16 protein-coding genes and 1 riboswitch are annotated in these 17953 nt (G+C 71.4%); of the genes, 9 read left to right on the top strand and 7 right to left on the bottom strand.

Going from position 1 to position 17953, the window contains the following annotated elements; all coding sequences use genetic code 11:
- Positions 1 to 145 precede the first annotated feature (145 nt).
- The 6 genes from AC3ZJJ_RS15525 (at position 146) to AC3ZJJ_RS15500 (ending at position 5942) form a co-directional block, all read left to right on the top strand.
- The gene (locus AC3ZJJ_RS15525) at positions 146 to 1474 is read left to right on the top strand and encodes a carboxylate--amine ligase (protein ID WP_489892717.1); all 1329 of its coding nucleotides are present in this window, start codon (positions 146 to 148) and stop codon (positions 1472 to 1474) included.
- 87 nt (positions 1475 to 1561) lie between these two features.
- The gene (locus AC3ZJJ_RS15520) at positions 1562 to 2368 is read left to right on the top strand and encodes an enoyl-CoA hydratase/isomerase family protein (RefSeq protein ID WP_489892716.1); all 807 of its coding nucleotides are present in this window, start codon (positions 1562 to 1564) and stop codon (positions 2366 to 2368) included.
- A 30-nt stretch (positions 2369 to 2398) separates the two neighbouring features.
- Positions 2399 to 3187 (top strand): alpha/beta hydrolase family protein, encoded by a 789-nt coding sequence (locus AC3ZJJ_RS15515; protein WP_489892715.1) that lies wholly within the window; start codon positions 2399 to 2401, stop codon positions 3185 to 3187.
- A 100-nt stretch (positions 3188 to 3287) separates the two neighbouring features.
- The gene (locus AC3ZJJ_RS15510) at positions 3288 to 4202 is read left to right on the top strand and encodes a carbohydrate kinase family protein (RefSeq protein WP_489892714.1); all 915 of its coding nucleotides are present in this window, start codon (positions 3288 to 3290) and stop codon (positions 4200 to 4202) included.
- A 20-nt stretch (positions 4203 to 4222) separates the two neighbouring features.
- Positions 4223 to 5026 (top strand): HAD family hydrolase, encoded by an 804-nt coding sequence (locus tag AC3ZJJ_RS15505; RefSeq protein ID WP_489892713.1) that lies wholly within the window; start codon positions 4223 to 4225, stop codon positions 5024 to 5026.
- Positions 5027 to 5120: 94 nt separating this feature from the next.
- The gene (locus tag AC3ZJJ_RS15500; protein WP_489892712.1) at positions 5121 to 5942 is read left to right on the top strand and encodes a glycerophosphodiester phosphodiesterase family protein; all 822 of its coding nucleotides are present in this window, start codon (positions 5121 to 5123) and stop codon (positions 5940 to 5942) included.
- Between the two features lie 9 nt (positions 5943 to 5951).
- Here AC3ZJJ_RS15500 and AC3ZJJ_RS15495 read toward each other — a convergent pair whose 3' ends face one another.
- From AC3ZJJ_RS15495 to AC3ZJJ_RS15470, 6 genes are all read right to left on the bottom strand, one after another.
- Entirely contained in the window at positions 5952 to 6950 is a 999-nt protein-coding gene (locus AC3ZJJ_RS15495) for a hypothetical protein (protein ID WP_489892711.1), read from the bottom strand.
- Between the two features lie 33 nt (positions 6951 to 6983).
- Positions 6984 to 8300 (bottom strand): uracil-xanthine permease family protein, encoded by a 1317-nt coding sequence (locus AC3ZJJ_RS15490; RefSeq protein WP_489892710.1) that lies wholly within the window; start codon positions 8298 to 8300, stop codon positions 6984 to 6986.
- Positions 8301 to 8384: 84 nt separating this feature from the next.
- Positions 8385 to 9983, bottom strand: a complete 1599-nt coding sequence (locus AC3ZJJ_RS15485; protein WP_489892709.1) for a bifunctional hydroxymethylpyrimidine kinase/phosphomethylpyrimidine kinase — start codon at positions 9981 to 9983, stop codon at positions 8385 to 8387.
- A complete protein-coding gene (gene thiE, locus AC3ZJJ_RS15480) occupies positions 9980 to 10675 on the bottom strand; it encodes a thiamine phosphate synthase (protein ID WP_489892708.1) in 696 nt (231 codons plus the stop codon). The genes AC3ZJJ_RS15485 and thiE overlap by 4 nt, the downstream gene beginning before the upstream one ends.
- Complete coding sequence (thiM, locus tag AC3ZJJ_RS15475) at positions 10672 to 11502, bottom strand: hydroxyethylthiazole kinase (RefSeq protein ID WP_489892707.1); 831 nt, start codon at positions 11500 to 11502, stop codon at positions 10672 to 10674. The genes thiE and thiM overlap by 4 nt, the downstream gene beginning before the upstream one ends.
- Positions 11494 to 11595, bottom strand: a riboswitch (TPP riboswitch). (Overlaps the previous gene by 9 nt.)
- Positions 11596 to 11649: 54 nt before the next feature.
- A complete protein-coding gene (locus AC3ZJJ_RS15470; RefSeq protein ID WP_489892706.1) occupies positions 11650 to 12654 on the bottom strand; it encodes a zinc-binding metallopeptidase family protein in 1005 nt (334 codons plus the stop codon).
- A gap of 120 nt (positions 12655 to 12774) precedes the next feature.
- On the opposite strand from AC3ZJJ_RS15470, the gene AC3ZJJ_RS15465 reads away from it, so the two are divergent.
- The 3 genes from AC3ZJJ_RS15465 (at position 12775) to AC3ZJJ_RS15455 (ending at position 16207) form a co-directional block, all read left to right on the top strand.
- Positions 12775 to 13983, top strand: a complete 1209-nt coding sequence (locus AC3ZJJ_RS15465) for a globin domain-containing protein (protein WP_489892705.1) — start codon at positions 12775 to 12777, stop codon at positions 13981 to 13983.
- A gap of 71 nt (positions 13984 to 14054) precedes the next feature.
- Entirely contained in the window at positions 14055 to 15524 is a 1470-nt protein-coding gene (locus tag AC3ZJJ_RS15460; protein ID WP_489892704.1) for an aldehyde dehydrogenase family protein, read from the top strand.
- A gap of 128 nt (positions 15525 to 15652) precedes the next feature.
- Positions 15653 to 16207: an NAD(P)H-dependent oxidoreductase gene (locus AC3ZJJ_RS15455; protein ID WP_489892703.1), complete on the top strand. Its 555-nt coding sequence runs from the start codon at positions 15653 to 15655 to the stop codon at positions 16205 to 16207.
- Between the two features lie 91 nt (positions 16208 to 16298).
- On the opposite strand, the gene pgm is transcribed toward AC3ZJJ_RS15455, so the two are convergent.
- Positions 16299 to 17945 carry a phosphoglucomutase (alpha-D-glucose-1,6-bisphosphate-dependent) gene (gene pgm / locus AC3ZJJ_RS15450; protein ID WP_489892702.1) on the bottom strand — a complete coding sequence of 549 codons (1647 nt, stop codon included), beginning with the start codon at positions 17943 to 17945 and terminating at the stop codon, positions 16299 to 16301.
- Positions 17946 to 17953: the final 8 nt, after the last annotated feature.

Here is a 17953-nt window from a genome sequence, read left to right as displayed (position 1 = left end):
CCTCCTGCTGCTCCGCGTGCGAACGGCCGCGCCTGGCGCGCGGCCGATAGTTGCCTCTGGACATTGTGTTATGGATCACTCCGAATGCATAGCCGCCCCTCCGGTGAGTCGCCGCGGGTGCGCGCCGCCCAGTAGGTTGGATGCCATGCGCATTCCCGATTCACAGCCCTTCGTCCCCGTGATCCTGGGCGGGGACATCGGCACCTACTCCTTGGCGAGGGAGTTCCACGAGGCCTACGGCGCCGTCAGCGTCGCCGTGCCCGCCGGATCCAACGGCGTGCTCGAGCACTCGGTCGCCATCGATGTCCGCCCCGCCGGCACCATGGTGGACGACGCCGTTGTGGTCGCCCACCTGCTGGCCGTCGCCCGCGAGCTGACCGGGGACGGCCGGAATCCCCGGCCGCTGCTGCTCTGCGGATCGTTGGATCTCCAGGTCATGCTCATCACCCGGCACCGCGAGGTCCTCGGCGAGTTCTACACCATTCCGTACGTGCCGCTGGAGACCATGGAACGCGCCGCGCTTAAGCAGAACTTCTATGCCATGTGCACGGAGTTGGGTGTGCCGCATCCGCGCACCGTCGCCTACGACACCTCCGCCCACCCGCAGCCGCTGCCGGACGACCTGCCCTACCCCCTGATCGGGAAGCCGGCCGACTCGTCCACCTGGGTGCGGGCCAAGTTCGCGGGCAAACAGAAGATCCACACCATCAACGGCCGAGCCGAACTCGACGACTTGCTCGCTCGAATCGCCGGTTCCGGCTACGCGGAACCCTTCATCCTCCAGGAACTGGTCCCCGGCGGCGACACCAATATGCGCTTGTGCACATATTTTAGCGACCGCTCCGGAGCGGTTCGTTTCGCCGGTTACGGAGAGGTCGTCGTCGAGGAGCACGCGCCGATCGTGTTGGGAAACTCGGCGGGTATCGTCACCGCCGTCAACGACGAGGTGATCGAGCAGGGCCGGCGCATCCTCGAGCACCTCGGCTGGGCCGGATTCGGCATGTTCGACGCCAAACTGGACCCCCGGGACGGCGTCGTCAAGTTTTTCGAGCTCAATCCACGGCTTGGCCGGAACCACTTCTACCTGACGGCGGCCGGTCACAACGCGTCGAGGTTCTACGTCCGCGAATACCTGGGGGAGCGGTACGACGCGCTCGCGCTGCCGGGTTCAGGGGCGGCTCCGCTCGGCGCCGACGTCGAATCCGGGACGCCGGACGCGGCCGCATCCCCAGACGACTCCGGGTTCGACGTCGTCCGCGAGGAGGTGCTGTGCACGGTGCTGCCACTGGCGCTGTTGCGCCGCCACCTGCGGGGCCCCGTGGGGGAGAAGGCCGCGAGGCTGATCAAAGCGGGTCGCGTGGCCAACCCGTTGCGCTACAAAGCCGAACGGCACCCCCGGCGCCTGCTGTACATCGCCTTGAGTGCCGTCAACCAGTTCCGCAAGTTCCGGCAATACCCGCCGCGCGAGGCATAGCGGGGCGTACGCCCCCGGACATCCCGGCCGTCGCCCGCGCCGGGGCCGTCTGGCATGCTTGAGCGAAACGACGACGAAGGAGCGGACATGGACTGGGGCACGTACAAGACCTTGCGCGTGGAGGCGGATGGGCCCGCGCTGATCGTCACCCTCGACAGGCCGGAGGCGATGAACGCGCTGGCGGGCCAGATGGTGGACGATCTCCTGGCCCTGACTGGGCTCCTCGCCGCGGTGGGCCGCGACGGCGACTGGCCGGTGCGCGGCGTGGTCCTCACCGGGGCGGGCAAGGCGTTCGTGGCCGGCGCGGACATCCGGGAGATGTCCGCCATGGACGCGGACTCCGCCGAGGCCTACGGTCGGCGGATGCACGATGTGACGCTGCGGCTCGAGTCCCTCCCCGTTCCCGTCGTCGCCGCCGTGAACGGCTTCGCCCTGGGGGGCGGTTGCGAACTGGCGATGGCCTGCGACTTCATCTACGCCTCGGCCAACGCCAGCTTCGGACAGCCGGAGGTCAACCTGGGCCTGGTGCCCGGATTCGGCGGATCCGTCCGCCTGCAGCAGCGCGTGGGCGTCGGGCAGGCCCGCGAGCTGATCTTCACAGGTCGCCGGATCCCCGCCGAGGAGGCCCTGCGGATCGGGCTGGCCAACGCCGTGTTCCCCGACGCCGACGCGCTGCTGGCCGCGGCGAAGGCCACGGTCGCGGAGATCGCCGGCAAGGCGCCCTCGGCCGTGGCCAACGCGAAGGCGGCCATGGGCGACGCCTACGGCCTACCCGTCCGGGAGGGGCTGGAGGTGGAGGCGCGGAGCTTCCGCGCGGCCTTCACCACGGAGGACTCCGTCGTGGGACGCGCGGCCTTCCTCGCCAAGGAAACCCCCGACTTCCCGGGCCGCTAAGCGGTGCCCGCCGCCGAAGCCACGGGGCCTGTGCCGTCGCGGCCGTCTGTCCACCGGTACGGCGACGCCGCGAGCCAGTACGCGGAACTGACACTGCCCGCACGGCGAACCCGCCCCGGCGTCGTGGTGGTGATTCACGGCGGCTATTGGCGCGCGGCCTACGACGCGGCGCTGGGCCGGCCGCTGGCGGCGGACCTCGGCGCGCGCGGTTGGGTGGCCTGGAATCTGGAGTACCGCCGCACCGGGGCCCCGGCCGGGGACCGGGGAGGCTGGCCGCAGACCTTCGACGACGTTGCCGCGGGGCTGGACCTGCTCCCGAGCGCGCTGCGGGACCAGGGGCTCGAGACGGGTCCGATCGTCATCCTCGGCCACTCCGCCGGCGGACACCTCGGCGTCTGGGCCGCCGGGCGCCACACCCTGCCCCCGGGAGCGCCGGGGGCCGGCCCGGCGGCGCGGGTGGCCGGGGCGGTGAGCCAGGCCGGCGTGTTGGACCTGGGAATGGCGGAGCGGCTGGGACTCAGCGGCCGCGCCGCCCGCCTGCTGATGGGCGCCGGTCCGTCCGCCGATCCGGAACGCTGGCGCCTGGCCGACCCCGCGCGGATGCTGCCCATCGGCGTGCCCGTGGTCGCGCTGCACGGGGACGCCGACACCGACGTTCCGGCCGCGCTATCGCGGTCCTACGCGGATGCCGCCGCCGCGGCCGGGGATCCGGTGCGCCTGGAAACGACGCCGGGGGACCACTTCGCGCCGATCACGCCGGGCACCGAGGCCTGGGCGGCGTGCGTCCGGTCGCTCGAGGTCCTGACAGGCGCGTCCTAGGTCCTGTGCCGCAGCGCACATCGGTCCGGCCGGTGGCCGGCGGGAAGCCGCGCACCGGTATATTGAGTGCACCACGTCAACGCCGAGGTGAGGTTGAGTTGTGCTGACAGTCATTGGTGAGGCCCTAGTGGACGTCCTGTCCGGTGGAATGTCCGCACCCCAAAGTTATGTGGGCGGAAGCCCCATGAACGTCGCCGTCGGGCTTGCCCGTCTGGGCCACCCGGTCACGTTTGTTGGACGCTACGGCGACGACGAGTACGGCCGTATGATCCACGAACACCTCCGCGGCAACTCCGTCCAGGAGGTGCTCCCGCCGGACGGCCACCCCACCAGCACGGCGCACGGCGTGCTGGACCCCGTGGGAGCCGCAACCTACGACTTCGATCTGGTCTGGGACCTCGCCGGCTTCGGCGCGGTGGCCGGGCGGGCCCTCGACGACGCCCAACTGCTGCACACCGGATCGATCGCCACCATCCTGGAGCCCGGAGCCAGCACGGTCCTGGAGGCCGTCCGCCGCGCCCGACCCCACGCGACCATCACCTTCGATCCCAATGTCCGCCCGAGTTTCGTGGAGGACCACGCCGAGGCGGTCGCCCAGGTGGAACGGTTCGTGGAGCTCAGCGACGTCGTGCGCGCCAGCGACAGCGACTTGGAATGGCTGTACCCGGGCCGCAGCGTCGAGGAAACGGCGAAGCAATGGCTGGCGCTGGGGCCCGCCATGGTCATCGCGACCTACGGTTCCCGGGGGCCCTGGGGGCTGGTGGCCGGCGGGCCGGCGAAGGCCGCCGCTCCCGTGGTGGACGTGGCGGACAGCGTCGGCGCCGGAGACTCCTTTATGGCCGCGCTCGTGTCCGCCCTCGTCGACCGCGAGCTGGTGGGCGCCGCCCGCCGGGACGCTCTGCACGAGCTCACGCCGGGCCAGCTCGGGGAAATCCTTTCCTATGCCGCCCGCGCGGCCGCCATCACCGTCTCGCGGCCCGGCGCCAACCCGCCGTACCGCGACGAGATCCGCTAGCCGGGCACGGCCGACCCCCCATGCGACTCATCGCCTGCGACCTCGACGGGACCATCCTCCACCCCGACGAGACGATCTCCGAACGCACCGTCCATGCCTTCCTCGCGGCGCGGGACGCCGGCGTGGAAATCGTGTTCGTGACGGGACGGCCCTTCCGTTGGCTCGGTCCGGTCCAGCGGGCCTTCGGGCACCTCGGAACCGTGATCTGTTCCAACGGTGCCCTCGTCTACGATCTGGAGGAGGAGACGGTCCTCGAGGCCAAGACGGTGGACGGGGACCTGGTCCGGGACGCCCGGCGGCTCATCCTCGGCCTGGAGCCCGGCGCGCGCTTCGCCGCCGAGACCACGAGCGGCCTCTACCTTGAGCCGGGGTTCGTGGAGCCGGGCGAGGCGCGCCTTCTGGAGGGCGTTGTCCCGGCGGAGTTCCCCATGGACCGGCTCAGCGAGGAGGGCGTCGTCAAGTTCCTGGCCAAGTCCGACGAATACACGGCGGACGAGTTCCTGCGGGCGGTGCACCCGACGATCGGGCATCTGGTCTCCGTGACGCATTCCGCGCCGCGCGTCGCGCTGCTGGAGATGGCGCGCCACGACGTCAACAAGGCGGCCTCGCTCGAGGTCTACGCGGCCGGGCTCGGGCTGGAGGCGGCCGACGTCGTCGCCTTCGGGGACATGCCGAACGACGTCGAAATGCTGGCCTGGGCCGGGCGCGGCTACGCCATGGGCTCGGGGCACCCGCTGGCCAAGGCCGCGGCCGGCTCCGTCGCCGAAACGCTCGCAAACGACGGCGTCGCGCGCGTGATAGAGGACCTCCTGCGGCGGGGTTAGGACTCTCGATTCGCATATGCCTAGCTGGGAATGCATACAAGTCCGGCCGTGAAACGCGGTTCCGAAGAGTCCCGGCGCCGGTAGAGTCGGTTCCGTGAACGCCGCACCGCGGGACGAGGTCCCGTATCTGCACAGCACCCTCGACGGGCCGCTCCGCGGCTGGCCCCTCGCCTTCGCGCACCGCGGCTATTCGCCCGCCGGCGAGGAGAACACGATGGCGGCGTTCCGCGCCGCCGTCGAGCTCGGGTACCGCTATTTGGAACTCGACGTCAGGACCAGCAGCGACGGCGTCCTGATGGTCTTCCACGACGAGACGCTGGACCGCACCACCGACGGAACGGGCCGCATCGGCGACCACACGTTCGAGCAGTTGCGGACGGTGCGCGTCGCGGGCCGCGAACCCATCCCCACGTTCGACGAGTTGCTGGAGGCCTGGCCCGACGTCCACCTGAACGTCGACGTCAAGGACCCGTCCGGCGTCGTGCCGCTGGCGCGCAGCGTGGAGGCGCACCGCGCCCACGCCCGCGTGATGGTGGCGTCCTTTTCCGACGCGCGGCGGCGCAGCCTGGCCGCCGCCCTGCGCGAGCCGGTCGCCGCCAGCGGAGGGGCCTCCACGGTGGCGATGGTCACCCTCCTTGGCCCCGTGGGGCTGACGCGGCTGCTTCGCCGGCGGCTGGCCGGCATCGCCGCGCTTCAGGTGCCGGTGCGCAAGGGGCCCCTGCGCGTGGTGACCCCCGCCTTCGTCCGGCGCGCCCACGCGGCCGGACTGCACGTGCACGTCTGGGTGATCGACGACCCCGACGAGATGCGGCGGCTGCTGGACATGGGCGTCGACGGGCTGATGGCCGACCGCGCGGACCTGCTGGCCGGGGTAATGGCCGAGCGCGGCTACTGGCCGCAGCGGAACCCCGGCTGACGGCGCTCCCTAGCCGAGCGCGGGCCCGGCCAGTTCCGCCAGCGGCCGCAGGACGTGGTGGGCGTATCGTTCGACGTCGGACTCGTCGGCGCCGGCGAGGATGCGCATCCACGTCCCGTGAGCCTGCATCTTGCCCACGCGGAGCGCCGGTCCCACGTAGGGGCGGAGCTCCTCGACCGTCCCGTAGTCCCTCCACTGCTCCAGATAGGCGCTGACCACGCGGCGCACCCGGGGGTCCTCCGGCGTGGTCCGCAACTCCTCGCACATCACCCGGATGGGTATGCCGAGGGAGGAAAAGGGGTGCGCCCAGTAGGCGTCTCCCAGGTCGAGGAACCTCAGCGGCTCGTCGGGCGAGACGGGCAGGAAGGCCTTGCCCCGGTGCAGGTCGTTGTGGTCCAGGGTCAGCGGCACGGGCCCCGAGGCCAGGAAGAGGCTCGTCTCGCCGATAGAGCCCAGGCGCGCGTCGAGGTACTCCGCGTCGCGGGCGGGCAGGTGCAGCGGATGCTCCGGGGGCATGGAGGCGTGGAGCATGATCTGTCCGTCGATGTAGCCGGGCAGCCACGCCGGATCCAGCTGCAGCAGCCCGGCGTCGAAGAGCGCGTCGCCGAACGGGGCCAACTCGCGCTGCAGCCTCGCGAAGTCCCGCACGATCCGGCTCCACAACCGGTAGTCGTTGGAGGGCAGCGAGAGCAGCGTCTCGCCGTAGTCCGGGGAGATCATCCAGCCCCGTAGCGGCTCGATGGCCAGCGGCATCACCAGCTGCCCGGGCGCCAGGCTGGCCGCGGTGGACGTGACCGCCACCTCGGCGACCTGTCCCGGGTTGTTTGCCTTGAAGAACAGTTTGCCGTGGTCCGTGGGCACCATGATCCGCGTGGACCATAGGCGGATCCGCCCCTGTTCGGCGGGGCCCGTCTGGCGCAGCGAGTAGGAATCGAGCACCATCGAGATCCACTGGTGGGCGTCGGCCCGCCACTGTTCGGTCCGCCACTCGGCGTTCCAATCGGCCACCCGGCAATCCTACCGGCGGCTCCCAGCCGACACTCAGCCGAGCTTGCTGGGCTCCGCGCCCTCGTCCTCCGGCGCGTCGGTGGGCTCCGTGCCGCGGGCGCGGGCGATTGCCCCCATGGCGTGGAAGATCACCAGCGTGGCGGCGGTGCCCAAGGCGATGCCACCGAACTGCATGCCGCCGATGGAGAGCGTCGGGTTGGCGATGGCGATGATCAGGCCTGCGCCGGCCGTCATGAGGTTGATCGGGTTGGAGAAGTTCACCCGGTTCTGCACCCAGAGCCGGGCCCCGATGATGCCGATCATGCCGTACAGCACAATCCCCGCCCCGCCGGTGACGCCCGCGGGGATCGTGTTGATGACCGCGCCGAACTTCGGCAGGAAGGCCACAAGGATGGCGACGACGCCGGCCACCCAGTAGGCGGCGGTGGAGTAGACGCGGGAGGAGGCCATCACGCCGATGTTCTCCGCGTAGGTGGTGGTGCCCGAGCCGCCGCCGAACCCGGCGACGACCGTGGCGGCGCCGTCGGCCATCAGCGCCCGCCCGTTGATGCCGTCGAGGTTGCGCCCGGTCATCAGGCCAACGGTCTTCACGTGCCCGATGTTCTCGGCCACCAGCACGAACACAACGGGCAGGAAGAGGGCCAGGACGTCGATGTGGAAAGAGGGGAAGGCGAACGGTGGCAGCCCCAGCCAGCCGGCTTCTCCCACCGCGGCGAACGCCACCTGGCCCTGCGCGAGTGCCACGAGGTAGCCGACGACGATCCCGACCAGGATGGAGAGCCGGCCGAGGAGGCCCTTGAACAGGACCGCGGACAGGACGATCGCTGCGACCGTCGTGAAGGTGGTCAGGGGGACCTCCTGCATCGCCGAGGTCGTTGTGGTGGCGAGGTTCAGCCCGATCAGGGCCACGATGGTGCCCATCACCACGGGCGGCATCATGGCGTGGATCCATCCGGCGCCCGCCTTCTGCACCACCAGGCCCACCAGGAAGAGGGCGACGCCGGCCACGACGATCCCGCCGAGCGCGCCCCCCATGCCGTGCGACCCCATGGCGGCGCCGACCGGCGCGATGAACGCGAACGAGGATCCCAGGTAGCTGGGGACGCGCCCGGCCGTGATGACGAGGAACAGCAGCGTCCCGATGCCGGAGAACAGCAGTGTGGTGGTGACGGGGAATCCGGTGATGGTTGGCACCAGGACGGTCGCCCCGAACATGGCCATCACGTGCTGGACGCCGATTCCGGTGGTCTGGAACCAGTTCAGCCGCTCGTCCGGCGCCACGACGGTGCCCGGCCTGATGGTCTTGCCGTCGCCGTGCAGGGTCCAGCCGAAGCCGAGTTTGTTGCTCATGGGGGGCCTTCCGAAAAGGGTGCTGTGGGTGGGGCGGCGGGTCGGTGCCGTGGGCACGGACCCGCCCGAAACCCTCACGGAATCCTACTCCGCGCGCGCCCCGGCCATCTGTGATGCCCCGGCCGCGGGCTCGCGGCGGCCCGCGGCGAATTCCGCGCCCGCGCCGCCGGGATCGCCGTCGGCCGCCGTCTGGGCAAAGAACAGCAGCTCGTGGCGCGCCGACTCGAGGAACGCGCGGCGCATGCCCGCAACCTCCTCCTGGCCACACCGCAGCGCCACGGCCTGCACCACCGCGACGGCTTCGCGGGTGGCCTGGTCGAACTCGTCGGAGGAGTAGGCCGCGAGCCAGTCGGCGTAGGGATGGCCGTCCCGGTTTGCGTCCGCCAGCCGCGACCCGGTGTCCTGGTAGAGCCAGAAGCACGGCAGGATGGCGGCCACCAGCAGCGGGTAGGTCCTTCCGGAGGCCGTCAGGTGGTTGAGGTACGCGGCCGTGGTCGCCGTGGGCTCCGGCAGGGGACCGGACCCGAGGCGGGTCCGGTGGAGTTCGAGTTCCTCCTCCAGGCAGCCCGCCGCGGCCGCGGCCCAGAACCGCTGCTCGGCGGCGGTGGGCGCCAGCTCCGACGCGCGTGACAGGACCTGCGCGTAGGTCCTCAGGTACAGGGCGTCCTGCCACAAGTAGTGCTCGAAGTCCCCGCGCTCCAGCGTGCCGTCCTTGAGGCCGCGGATGAACGACAGCGAGTCGATCCCCTCCCGCACGCCGGCGATCCCGTCCCACCACGTGTCCACGAGCGCGTCCGCGGAGGGCGTGCGCTGCCCGGCCCACAGCCCGGCGAAGTGGTGGACGGGCCCGTGCCCGGCGCCGGACCCGACGTCGAGCGCGTCTGCGGCGACCAGCGCCTGCCCCAGCCAGGCCTTGGACAGCCGGAGCGCGTCGGGCCAGTTGCCGGTGCGCGCGTAGAGGGTCGCCAGGGCGGAGGAAAGCGAGCAGCCGGTTCCGTGGGTGTTTCGGGTCCCGACCCGCTCGGCCACGACCTGCAGCACAACGCCGTCGGCATTGACCAGCGCGTCGGGGCACCCGCCGGGGTTCCCGGGCAGATGGCCGCCCTTGGCCAGCACCAGGACGTCGAATGCGGCCGCCAAGGACCGCGCCTGCTCCAGGGCGCGTGCCCAGGACTCGGCCGGCGGCTTCCCGGCGAGCACGGCGAGCTCGGCGACGTTGGGGGTGACGACGTCGGCCAGGCGAAGGAGCGAGAGCAGGGCGTCCTCGGCGTCGGCCTCGAGCAGCCGGTCGCCGCTCGTGGCGACCATGACGGGATCCAGCACCACAACGGGCCCCCCGCCCCGGCCCGAACCCCGACCGCGCCCCCGAACCGGACTCCCACCCGCGCGGAGGGATTGGAGCCAGGCGGCCACTGCCCGGACGGCCTCGGCGTTGCCGAGCATGCCGATCTTGACGGCGTCGATCCTCACGTCGGCCGCGATGGCGTCCAGCTGGGCCGTGAGGAAGCCGGCGGGAGGGATGTGCACGCCGCTGACGCCCCGCGTGTTCTGGGCGGTGAGCGCCGCGACGGCGGCCATTCCGTAGCCCCCGCAGGCGGCGATCGACTTGAGATCCGCCTGGATGCCGGCGCCGCCCGACGGGTCGGATCCGGCGATGGACAGGACGTTGGGAACCGCGTTCACGCGTGTGCCCCCACCCGCGGGGCCGGCGCCGCGGCGTCCCACTCGGCACGCAGCAACCGGGCGGCCGCCCTCGGGTCCGCGGCCGCGCAGACCGCGCGGACCACCGCGATTCCCGCGGCTCCCGCGGCCGCAGCCTCGGCGGCGTCGCCGTGGCCCAGCCCGCCGATGGCCACGCACTGCAGCGGCGCGGCGGCCGCGAACTCCGCCAGTCCGGCCCAGCCGAGGGGCTCCGGGTGGTCCTCCTTCGTCGGGGTGGGCCGCACCGCGCCCGTGCCCAGATAGGAGACGGTCCCGGCGGGCATGGCCGCAAGGGCGTCGAGCTCGGACAGCGTCGACGAGCTGAGCCCGAGGATCGCGTCCGGCCCGATCAGGCGGCGCACCAGCGCCGCCGGTAGATCGGACTGTCCGATGTGCACGCCGTCCACGCGCGCGCCGGCCGCAAGGGCCGCCAGGTAAACGTCCACGCGGTCGTTGACGACCAGTGCCGCCCGGCCCGCTGCGTGCCGCGCGCTCGCCACGACGTCGTCCAGGAATTCGCGCGCGGGTGCGTCCTTGCACCGCAGCTGGACGAACGTTGCGCCGCCGTCGACCGCCGCGGCGACGATCTCGGGAAGGGGACGGCCGTTGGTGCTGCCCGCGTTGGCGACCAGGTAGAGGCCCAAGTCGAACGACGTGTGGCCAAACGCGTTCATCGCAGCACCGCCCGTGCCGCGACGGCTTCCGGGGTTGTGGTGAACAGGGCGTCCAGGAACGCGACGGCGAAGCTGCCGGGCCCCGTGGACGCCTCTTCGGCCGTCTCGGCGGCGACGGAATAGAGGGCGTGGGCGCCCACGCTGCCCGCGAACGGGTCCCCCGCCGCGGCACTGAAGGCCGCGACCAGCGCGCCGAGGGCGCAGCCGCCGCCGGTCACGCGGGTGAGCATGGCGCTGCCCCCGTGGACCCGGACCGTCCGTTCTCCGTCGGTGACGAGGTCGGCCACGCCGGACACGGCCACCACGCCGCCGGTTCGGCGCGCCAGCGCGGTTGCCGCCTCGTGGGCCGCCTCGACGTCGTCCGTCGCGTCCACGCCGCGCCCGCCGGCGCCGACACCGGCCAGCGCCATGACCTCCGAGGCGTTGCCGCGCACGACGCCGGGGCGCAGCTCCACAAGCAGGCTGGCGAATTCGGTGCGCAGGCCAAGCGCCCCGACGGCGACCGGATCCAACACCCAGGGGGTGCCGGCCCCGTGCGCCGCGCGCGCGGCCTCCAGCATGCCCTCGCGCTGCCCGCGGTGCGGCGTGCCGAGGTTGACCAGCACCCCGGAGGCGACGCGGGCGAACTCCGCCGCCTCGCCCGGGACGTCCACCATGGCGGGCGCGGCGCCGGCGGCGAGCAGAACGTTGGCCGTGAAGTTGGCGACGACCGTGTTGGTCAGGCACTGGACGAGCGGCGTCGTGGCGCGGACCCGCTCCAGACACTCCGCCGCGAGGGCAGGGGAGACGGATGGTGGGGCAAGGTGTGAAGGCGCAATAGAAACCATGGGCGACATCCCTCCGCTAGTGCTAGCTAGATCAGGTGAATACGGGTTTCATCTCAGTCCCGGCCGGCGGCCGGGACACCCCGAGTCGATGCCAAGGAGCCTACCGCGGCGCGTTGCCGGCGGCGAATGTTGCGTCCGGGCGCACGGTCACGGCATCAGGGAAGCCACGAACTCCAGCTTGTCCAGGACGGTGTCCGGGATGCCGAACGGATAGAGGTCGTTGGCGCCCATGCTGCGGTTCACCTCGTTGAGGGCGATGGACAGGGGAAGCCACTCGCCGAGGACGATGTCCCGGAACGTGCTGGCCCCGCCAACGGCGCCCGCCGTGCCTGCCGCCGTCTCAGGCGCCAGCCCGTGCTCGCGGGCGGTGTCCAGGGTGTCCCGGATGTGGAGGTAGTGGGCGAACGTCTCAGCGAAGTCCTCGTAGGGGTGCATGGTGGCATACCGGGAAATGTGGCTCCGTGGCCAGTCCTCGGGCGCGCCCTGCGCGTAGTGCCGGTCGATCTCCGCCTGGTAGTCCTTGGTGTCGTCGCCGAACAGTTCGCGCGCCGCGCGGGTCCGCTCCGCGTCGGCGAAGACCAGGACGGTCTCGAAGTAGTGGCCGACCTCGTGGCGGAAGTGCCCCAACATGGTCCGGTACGGCTCGTCGAGTTGCGCGCGCATCCTCTCCCGGTAGGCGTCCTCGGTTTCGGCGAGGTCGATGGTGATCACGCCGTTGGCGTGGCCTATGACCACGTTCGCGTCCGCGCTGGAGAGCAGGTCGAACGCCAGGCCGCCCTCCGGGTCCTCGGCCCGCGTGGTGATCGGCAGGCCCAAGGCGTCCAGCTCGGCCACCAGCCTGCGTTTCGCGCGCTCGCCGACCACAAACTGGGTCATCCCGGCGGCGTCGTCGTCGTTCGGCCGGGTGCGCGTCAGGCCGCAGCCGAAGCACTGGTCGCCTGACCGGACCGCCAGCCACGTGCAGCCGGAGAGCCCCAGGTTCCTGCAGACGTGCCAGGTGTTCCCGTCCGCGTCGACGTAGGCGCCGGACGCGTCCACGGGGACGATGGCGCGTTCCTTCCGGGAGTAGCCGAGGGCGGTGCCGCAGCCCACGCAACGGGAGTTTTCGAAAAAGAGGGTCGACCGGCAGATCCCGCACGCATGTTTCTTCACCCGCAGAGCGTACAGGCGCCGCGCCGCGGAATTGGGCGCCGCCCTGCCGGGGCCCTTCCGCCCCGCCGGTGTTAGCTTGGTCGCATCCGGCAACCACCCCACCAGCCAGAGGAGCATCCCGTGCTCTCAGATACCGCCCTCCCCGTCATCAAGGCCACGTTGCCCGCCGTCGGCGACAACATCCAAGAGATAGCAAGGCGCTTCTACGGGCACATGTTCGCGGCGCACCCCGAACTGCTGGACGGACTCTTCAACCGCGGCAACCAGGCGGACGGCAGGCAGCAGCAGGCGCTCGCCGGGTCGATCGGCGCGTTTGCCGGCTATCTGGTGGACAGGCCGAACGACCTGCCGGACCACCTCCTTTCCCGCATCGCGCACAAGCACGTGTCCCTCGGCCTGCGCCCGGGCCAGTACCAGATCGTCCACGACAACCTCATGTGGGCCATCGTGGACGTGCTTGGGGAGGCGGTGACCCCCGAGGTGGCCGCCGCGTGGGACGAGGTCTATTGGCTTATGGCCAACACGCTCATCAACAAGGAGCGGGGCCTCTATGGGGCGCTGAGGCTGGGCCCGGAGACCATCTGGCGGACCTGGCGCGTGGCCGAACGGATCCGGGAGACGGATGACGTGCTGACGTTCGTGGTCGAGCGGACGGACGAGCGGGAGGTGAAGCCGTCGCTGCCCGGACAGTACGTCACGATCAAGATGGAGATGCCCGACGGGGTCCACCAGCCACGGCAATACAGTCTCACCAGGGCCGACGACGGCCTGCACCGCCAGTTCTCCGTCAAGCGGGTCCACGGGGGAGGGTCGCCGGACGGCGAGGTCTCCAACCTCCTGCACAACCGCGTCCAGGTGGGCGACGAGGTGGTGCTCAGCGCGCCGTTCGGCGACGTGGTCCTGGAGTACTCGGACCGCCCGCTGGTGCTGGCCAGCGCGGGCATCGGCATCACGCCCATGGCGGGAATGCTGTCCCACCTGGTCCAGGCCGGGAGCCGGCGGCAGGTGCTGTTCCTGCACGCGGCCAATTCGCCGGAGACGTTCGCGCTGCGCCAGCAGGTCACTGCGGACCTCGAGAGCCTGGCCGATGCGTCCCTCGTGACCTGGTACGCGGAACAGTCGGACGCCACCCAGCTGGCCGACGGCGAGATGGTGGGTTTTATGGACGTCGGGGCGGTCGACCTGCCCCTGGACGCCGAGTACTACCTCTGCGGTCCGCTGGTGTTTATGCAGGCCGTCCGGAGCGCCCTCGTCAAGCGGGGCGTTCCGGCCAAGGACATCCAGTACGAGGTGTTCGGCCCGGACCTGTGGCTCGCCGACTTCCAGTAGGACGCCCGGCGCCGCAGTGCGTGACGGGACGCGCGCCACGAACGGGCGGCGTCGCGGCTAATCTCGGGAGCATGGGTATTTTTTCTCGCGGCAAGGGCACGACGGCGGACCGGTCGGACGAGGGCGCGGCAGCGCGCCAGGCGCCGCTGGACCACGGCGTGGGCATCAACGAGGCCGTGGGCCGGCTGCGCGACTCCGTCGCCTCCCGCCTGGCCCACCCGCGCAAGTTCCGGGCCGGGCAGCTACGCGCGCTGGAACGGATGCTGGAGGCGCACGAGGCCGAGTTCCTCGGGGCGCTGGCCGCGGACCTCGGCAAGCCGGAGGTGGAGGCGCGGCTGACCGAGCTGGACCTGGTGCGCTCGGAGATCGACCACGCCCAGCTGTACCTGACCGAGTGGATGGAGGCCAAGCACGTCCGCGTTCCCCTCGCGTACCAGCCGGCCGCCGCCAAGGTGGAGCCGCAGCCACTCGGACTGGTCCTGGTCATCGGGCCGTGGAACTATCCCCTCAACCTCGTTTTCGCCCCGCTTGTGGGGGCGCTCGCCGCCGGAAACTGCGTTGTCCTGAAGCCCTCGGAGCTGGCCCCGGCCACATCCGCGCTCATCGCCCGCCTGGTGCCGCGCTATCTGGACCCGCGCGCCGTCGCGGTCGTGGAGGGCGGGGTCGAGGCCAGCCAGGCGCTGCTGGCCCAGCGGTGGGACCACATCTTCTACACCGGCGGCGAACGCGTGGGCCGTATCGTGGCGGAGGCCGCCGCGCGCAACCTGACCCCCGTGACGCTGGAGCTGGGAGGCAAGAGCCCCGCCGTCGTTGTGGACGGCAACCCCTCCGCCATCGCCCGCCGCCTCGCCTACGGCAAGTTCCTCAACGCGGGCCAGACCTGTGTGGCGCCCGACTATGTCCTGGCCGTCGGGCCGGCGGCGGACGCCATGGAGAAGCACCTCCCCAAGGCCATCTCCTCCTTCTACGGGCGCAACCCGGCGAAGAGCCGCGACTACGGGCGGATCGTTAACCGCCAGGCCCTTGAAAGGCTGGCCCGATTCGTCGAGCATGCCGCCGCGGGCGGCGGACGGATCGTGAGCGGCGGGGCGACCGACGCCGACGCGCTCTTCATCGAGCCGACAGTGCTGGCCGACGTCGACCCGGCCTCCCCGGTCATGTCTGAGGAGATCTTCGGGCCCGTGCTGCCGATCGTCCGCGTGGCCTCCTTCGACGACGCGGTGCGGTTCATCAATTCCCGGCCATCGCCGCTCGCCGCCTACCTGTTCAGCGACAAGCCGCGCCTGCAGGCGGCCTTCGAGGACCAGGTGCGCGCGGGCGCGATCGCGCACAACATCTGCAACGCGCATCTCGCCGTCCCCGGCCTTCCGTTCGGCGGGGTGGGCGCCTCGGGCCACGGGAGCTACCACGGCCGCGCGGGTTTCGAGACGTTCAGCCAGTACCGCTCCGTGCTGTCCAAGACCGCGATGCTGGACACCCTGCGGGCCGTCTACCCCCCGTACGGGCGCGTGAAGTCGGGACTGCTGCGCAGGGTCCTCTGAGGCAGGTCCCCGCGGCAGTGTCCAGCGTCACAGGGTGGTTGGGGAACACCTCCGGAATGCATGCGGTTGCATGTAGTGGAAGATCCACCGGCACCATGCCGGTTCCCCCCACCCTTTTAGGAGCACCCATGGCAACCACCGTCCTGACCCTCGTCGGCTCGCTGCGCAGCGGATCCACGAACCGCCAGCTGGCCGAGGCCACCGTCGCCAACGCCCCCGAGGGCGTCGACGTCAGCGTCTTCGAGGGCCTCGAGAACCTGCCGTTCTACAACGAGGACGTCGACGTCGAGGGCCAGGTTCCGGCCGCGGTGGCCGAGCTCCGCGCCGCCGCCGGTGCCGCCGACGCGCTGCTGCTCGTCTCCCCGGAGTACAACGGGACCATGCCCGCCGTCCTGAAGAACGCCATCGACTGGCTGTCCCGCCCGTTCGGCGCCGGCGCCGTTTCCGGCAAGCCGGCCGCCGTCATCGGCACCGCCTACGGCCAGTTCGGCGGCGTGTGGGCCCAGGACGAGGCACGCAAGGCCATTGGCATCGCGGGCGCCACCGTCCTCGAGGACGCCAAGCTCTCCATCCCGGGCTCGCTGGTCCGCTTCGCCGAGACCCACCCGAAGGACGACGCCGAGATCGTCGGCCAGGTCGCCGGTGTGCTCGAGGTCATCCGCGCCGCCGCCGAAAAGAACTAGCGCGACGCCGGCGAAGGCCGGCGCGACGAGGGCCCGGACTCCCCCTTGGGCGGGAGACCGGGCCCTTTGCCGTCTCTGCGCTCCGCGCCGCCTAGGCGATGACGCCGTCGACCAGTGCCTTCGCTTCCGCCTGCACCTGGGCGAGGTGTTCGTCGCCCTTGAAGGACTCCGCGTAGATCTTGTAGACGTCCTCGGTGCCGGAGGGGCGGGCCGCAAACCAGGCGTTCTCGGTGGTGACCTTCAGCCCGCCGATGGAGGCGCCGTTTCCGGGGGCCTCGGTCAGCTTCGCCGTGATGGCCTCGCCGGCAAGTGTGGTGGCCGTGACGTCGCCGGCGGACAGCTTCCCGAGGGCCGCCTTCTGTTCGCGGGTCGCCGCGGCGTCGATGCGGGCGTACGACGGCGCCCCGAACTCGGCCGTCAGCTCGGCGTAGCGCTGGCTGGGCGACTTTCCCGTCACGGCTTGGATCTCCGAGGCCAGAAGGGCCAGCAGGATGCCGTCCTTGTCCGTGGTCCACGGCGATCCGTCGAAGCGCACAAAGCTGGCCCCTGCTGACTCCTCGCCGCCGAAGACGCCGGTGCCGTCCAGCAGGCCGGGCACGAACCACTTGAATCCGACCGGAACCTCGACCAGCCGCCTGCCGAGGGAGGCCGCGACCCGGTCGATCATGGACGAGCTGACCAGCGTCTTGCCGACCCCGGCGTCGGAGGGCCACTGCGGCCGGTGGCGGTAGAGGTAGTCGATGGCAACGGCCAGGTAGTGGTTGGGGTTCATCAGGCCCGCGTCCGGGGTGACGATGCCGTGCCGGTCGGCGTCGGCGTCGTTGCCGGTCGCGATGTCGTAGAGGTCCCCGCCGTCGCGCACCTTGGCGATCAGCGACGCCATGGCCGAGGGCGAGGAGCAGTCCATGCGGATCTTCTCGTCCCAGTCCAGCGTCATAAAGGCCCAGCGGGGATCCACCTCGGGGTTCACCACCGTCAGGTCCAGCCGGTGGCGTTCGGCGATGGCCGCCCAGTAGTCCACCGAGGCGCCGCCCATCGGGTCCGCCCCGATGCGCACGCCGGCGTTGCGGATGGCGTCGATGTCCAGCACCGAGGGCAGATCGTCGACGTAGCCGGCCAGGAAATCGTATGACCCCACCGACTCGGAGAGCTTGGCTTGTCCCAGCGGGATCCGCTTGACGCCCTGCAGGCCCGCCTCAAGGAGTGCATTGGCGCGGTCCGCGATCCAGCCGGTGGCGTCCGAGTCCGCGGGGCCGCCGTGCGGCGGGTTGTACTTGAATCCGCCGTCTCCGGGCGGGTTGTGCGAGGGGGTGATGACGATTCCGTCGGCCTGCGCGGCCCCGCCGGCCCGGTTGTGGGCCAGGATCGCGTGGCTGACCGCCGGGGTGGGCGTCCAGCCGGTCCTGGCGTCGAGCAGGACGCGGACGTTGTTGGCCGCGAGCACCTCCAGGGCCGTGTCCTGGGCGGGATCGGACAGCGCGTGGGTGTCCTTGCCGACGAAAATCGGCCCCGTGATGCCCTGGCCCGCGCGGTACTCCACGATCGCCTGGGTGATGGCGGCGATGTGGTTCTCGTTGAACGATCCGTTCAGCGACTTGCCGCGGTGGCCGGACGTACCGAAGGCCACCCGCTGGACGGGATCCGCCGGATCCGGGGTGATGTCGAAGTACGCGCCGCGCACCGCGTCGACGTCGATCAGGTCCTGGGGGAGGGCAACTGTGCCCGCTCGGTTCGCCATGGGTACAG

This window comes from Arthrobacter sp. AOP29-A2-19 (assembly GCF_058138025.1).
The sequence above is the reverse complement of the archived record's forward strand: the minus strand, read 5'-3'. Positions and strand labels throughout refer to the sequence as shown.

Coding starts and splice junctions, on each gene's coding strand:
- AC3ZJJ_RS15525 (WP_489892717.1), top strand. CDS start 146: ATGCGCATTCCCGATTCACAGCCCTTCGTCCCCGTGATCCTGGGCGGG.
- AC3ZJJ_RS15520 (WP_489892716.1), top strand. CDS start 1,562: ATGGACTGGGGCACGTACAAGACCTTGCGCGTGGAGGCGGATGGGCCC.
- AC3ZJJ_RS15505 (WP_489892713.1), top strand. CDS start 4,223: ATGCGACTCATCGCCTGCGACCTCGACGGGACCATCCTCCACCCCGAC.
- AC3ZJJ_RS15490 (WP_489892710.1), bottom strand. CDS start 8,300: ATGAGCAACAAACTCGGCTTCGGCTGGACCCTGCACGGCGACGGCAAG.
- thiE (WP_489892708.1), bottom strand. CDS start 10,675: ATGAACGCGTTTGGCCACACGTCGTTCGACTTGGGCCTCTACCTGGTC.
- thiM (WP_489892707.1), bottom strand. CDS start 11,502: ATGGTTTCTATTGCGCCTTCACACCTTGCCCCACCATCCGTCTCCCCT.
- AC3ZJJ_RS15460 (WP_489892704.1), top strand. CDS start 14,055: ATGGGTATTTTTTCTCGCGGCAAGGGCACGACGGCGGACCGGTCGGAC.
- AC3ZJJ_RS15455 (WP_489892703.1), top strand. CDS start 15,653: ATGGCAACCACCGTCCTGACCCTCGTCGGCTCGCTGCGCAGCGGATCC.
- pgm (WP_489892702.1), bottom strand. CDS start 17,945: ATGGCGAACCGAGCGGGCACAGTTGCCCTCCCCCAGGACCTGATCGAC.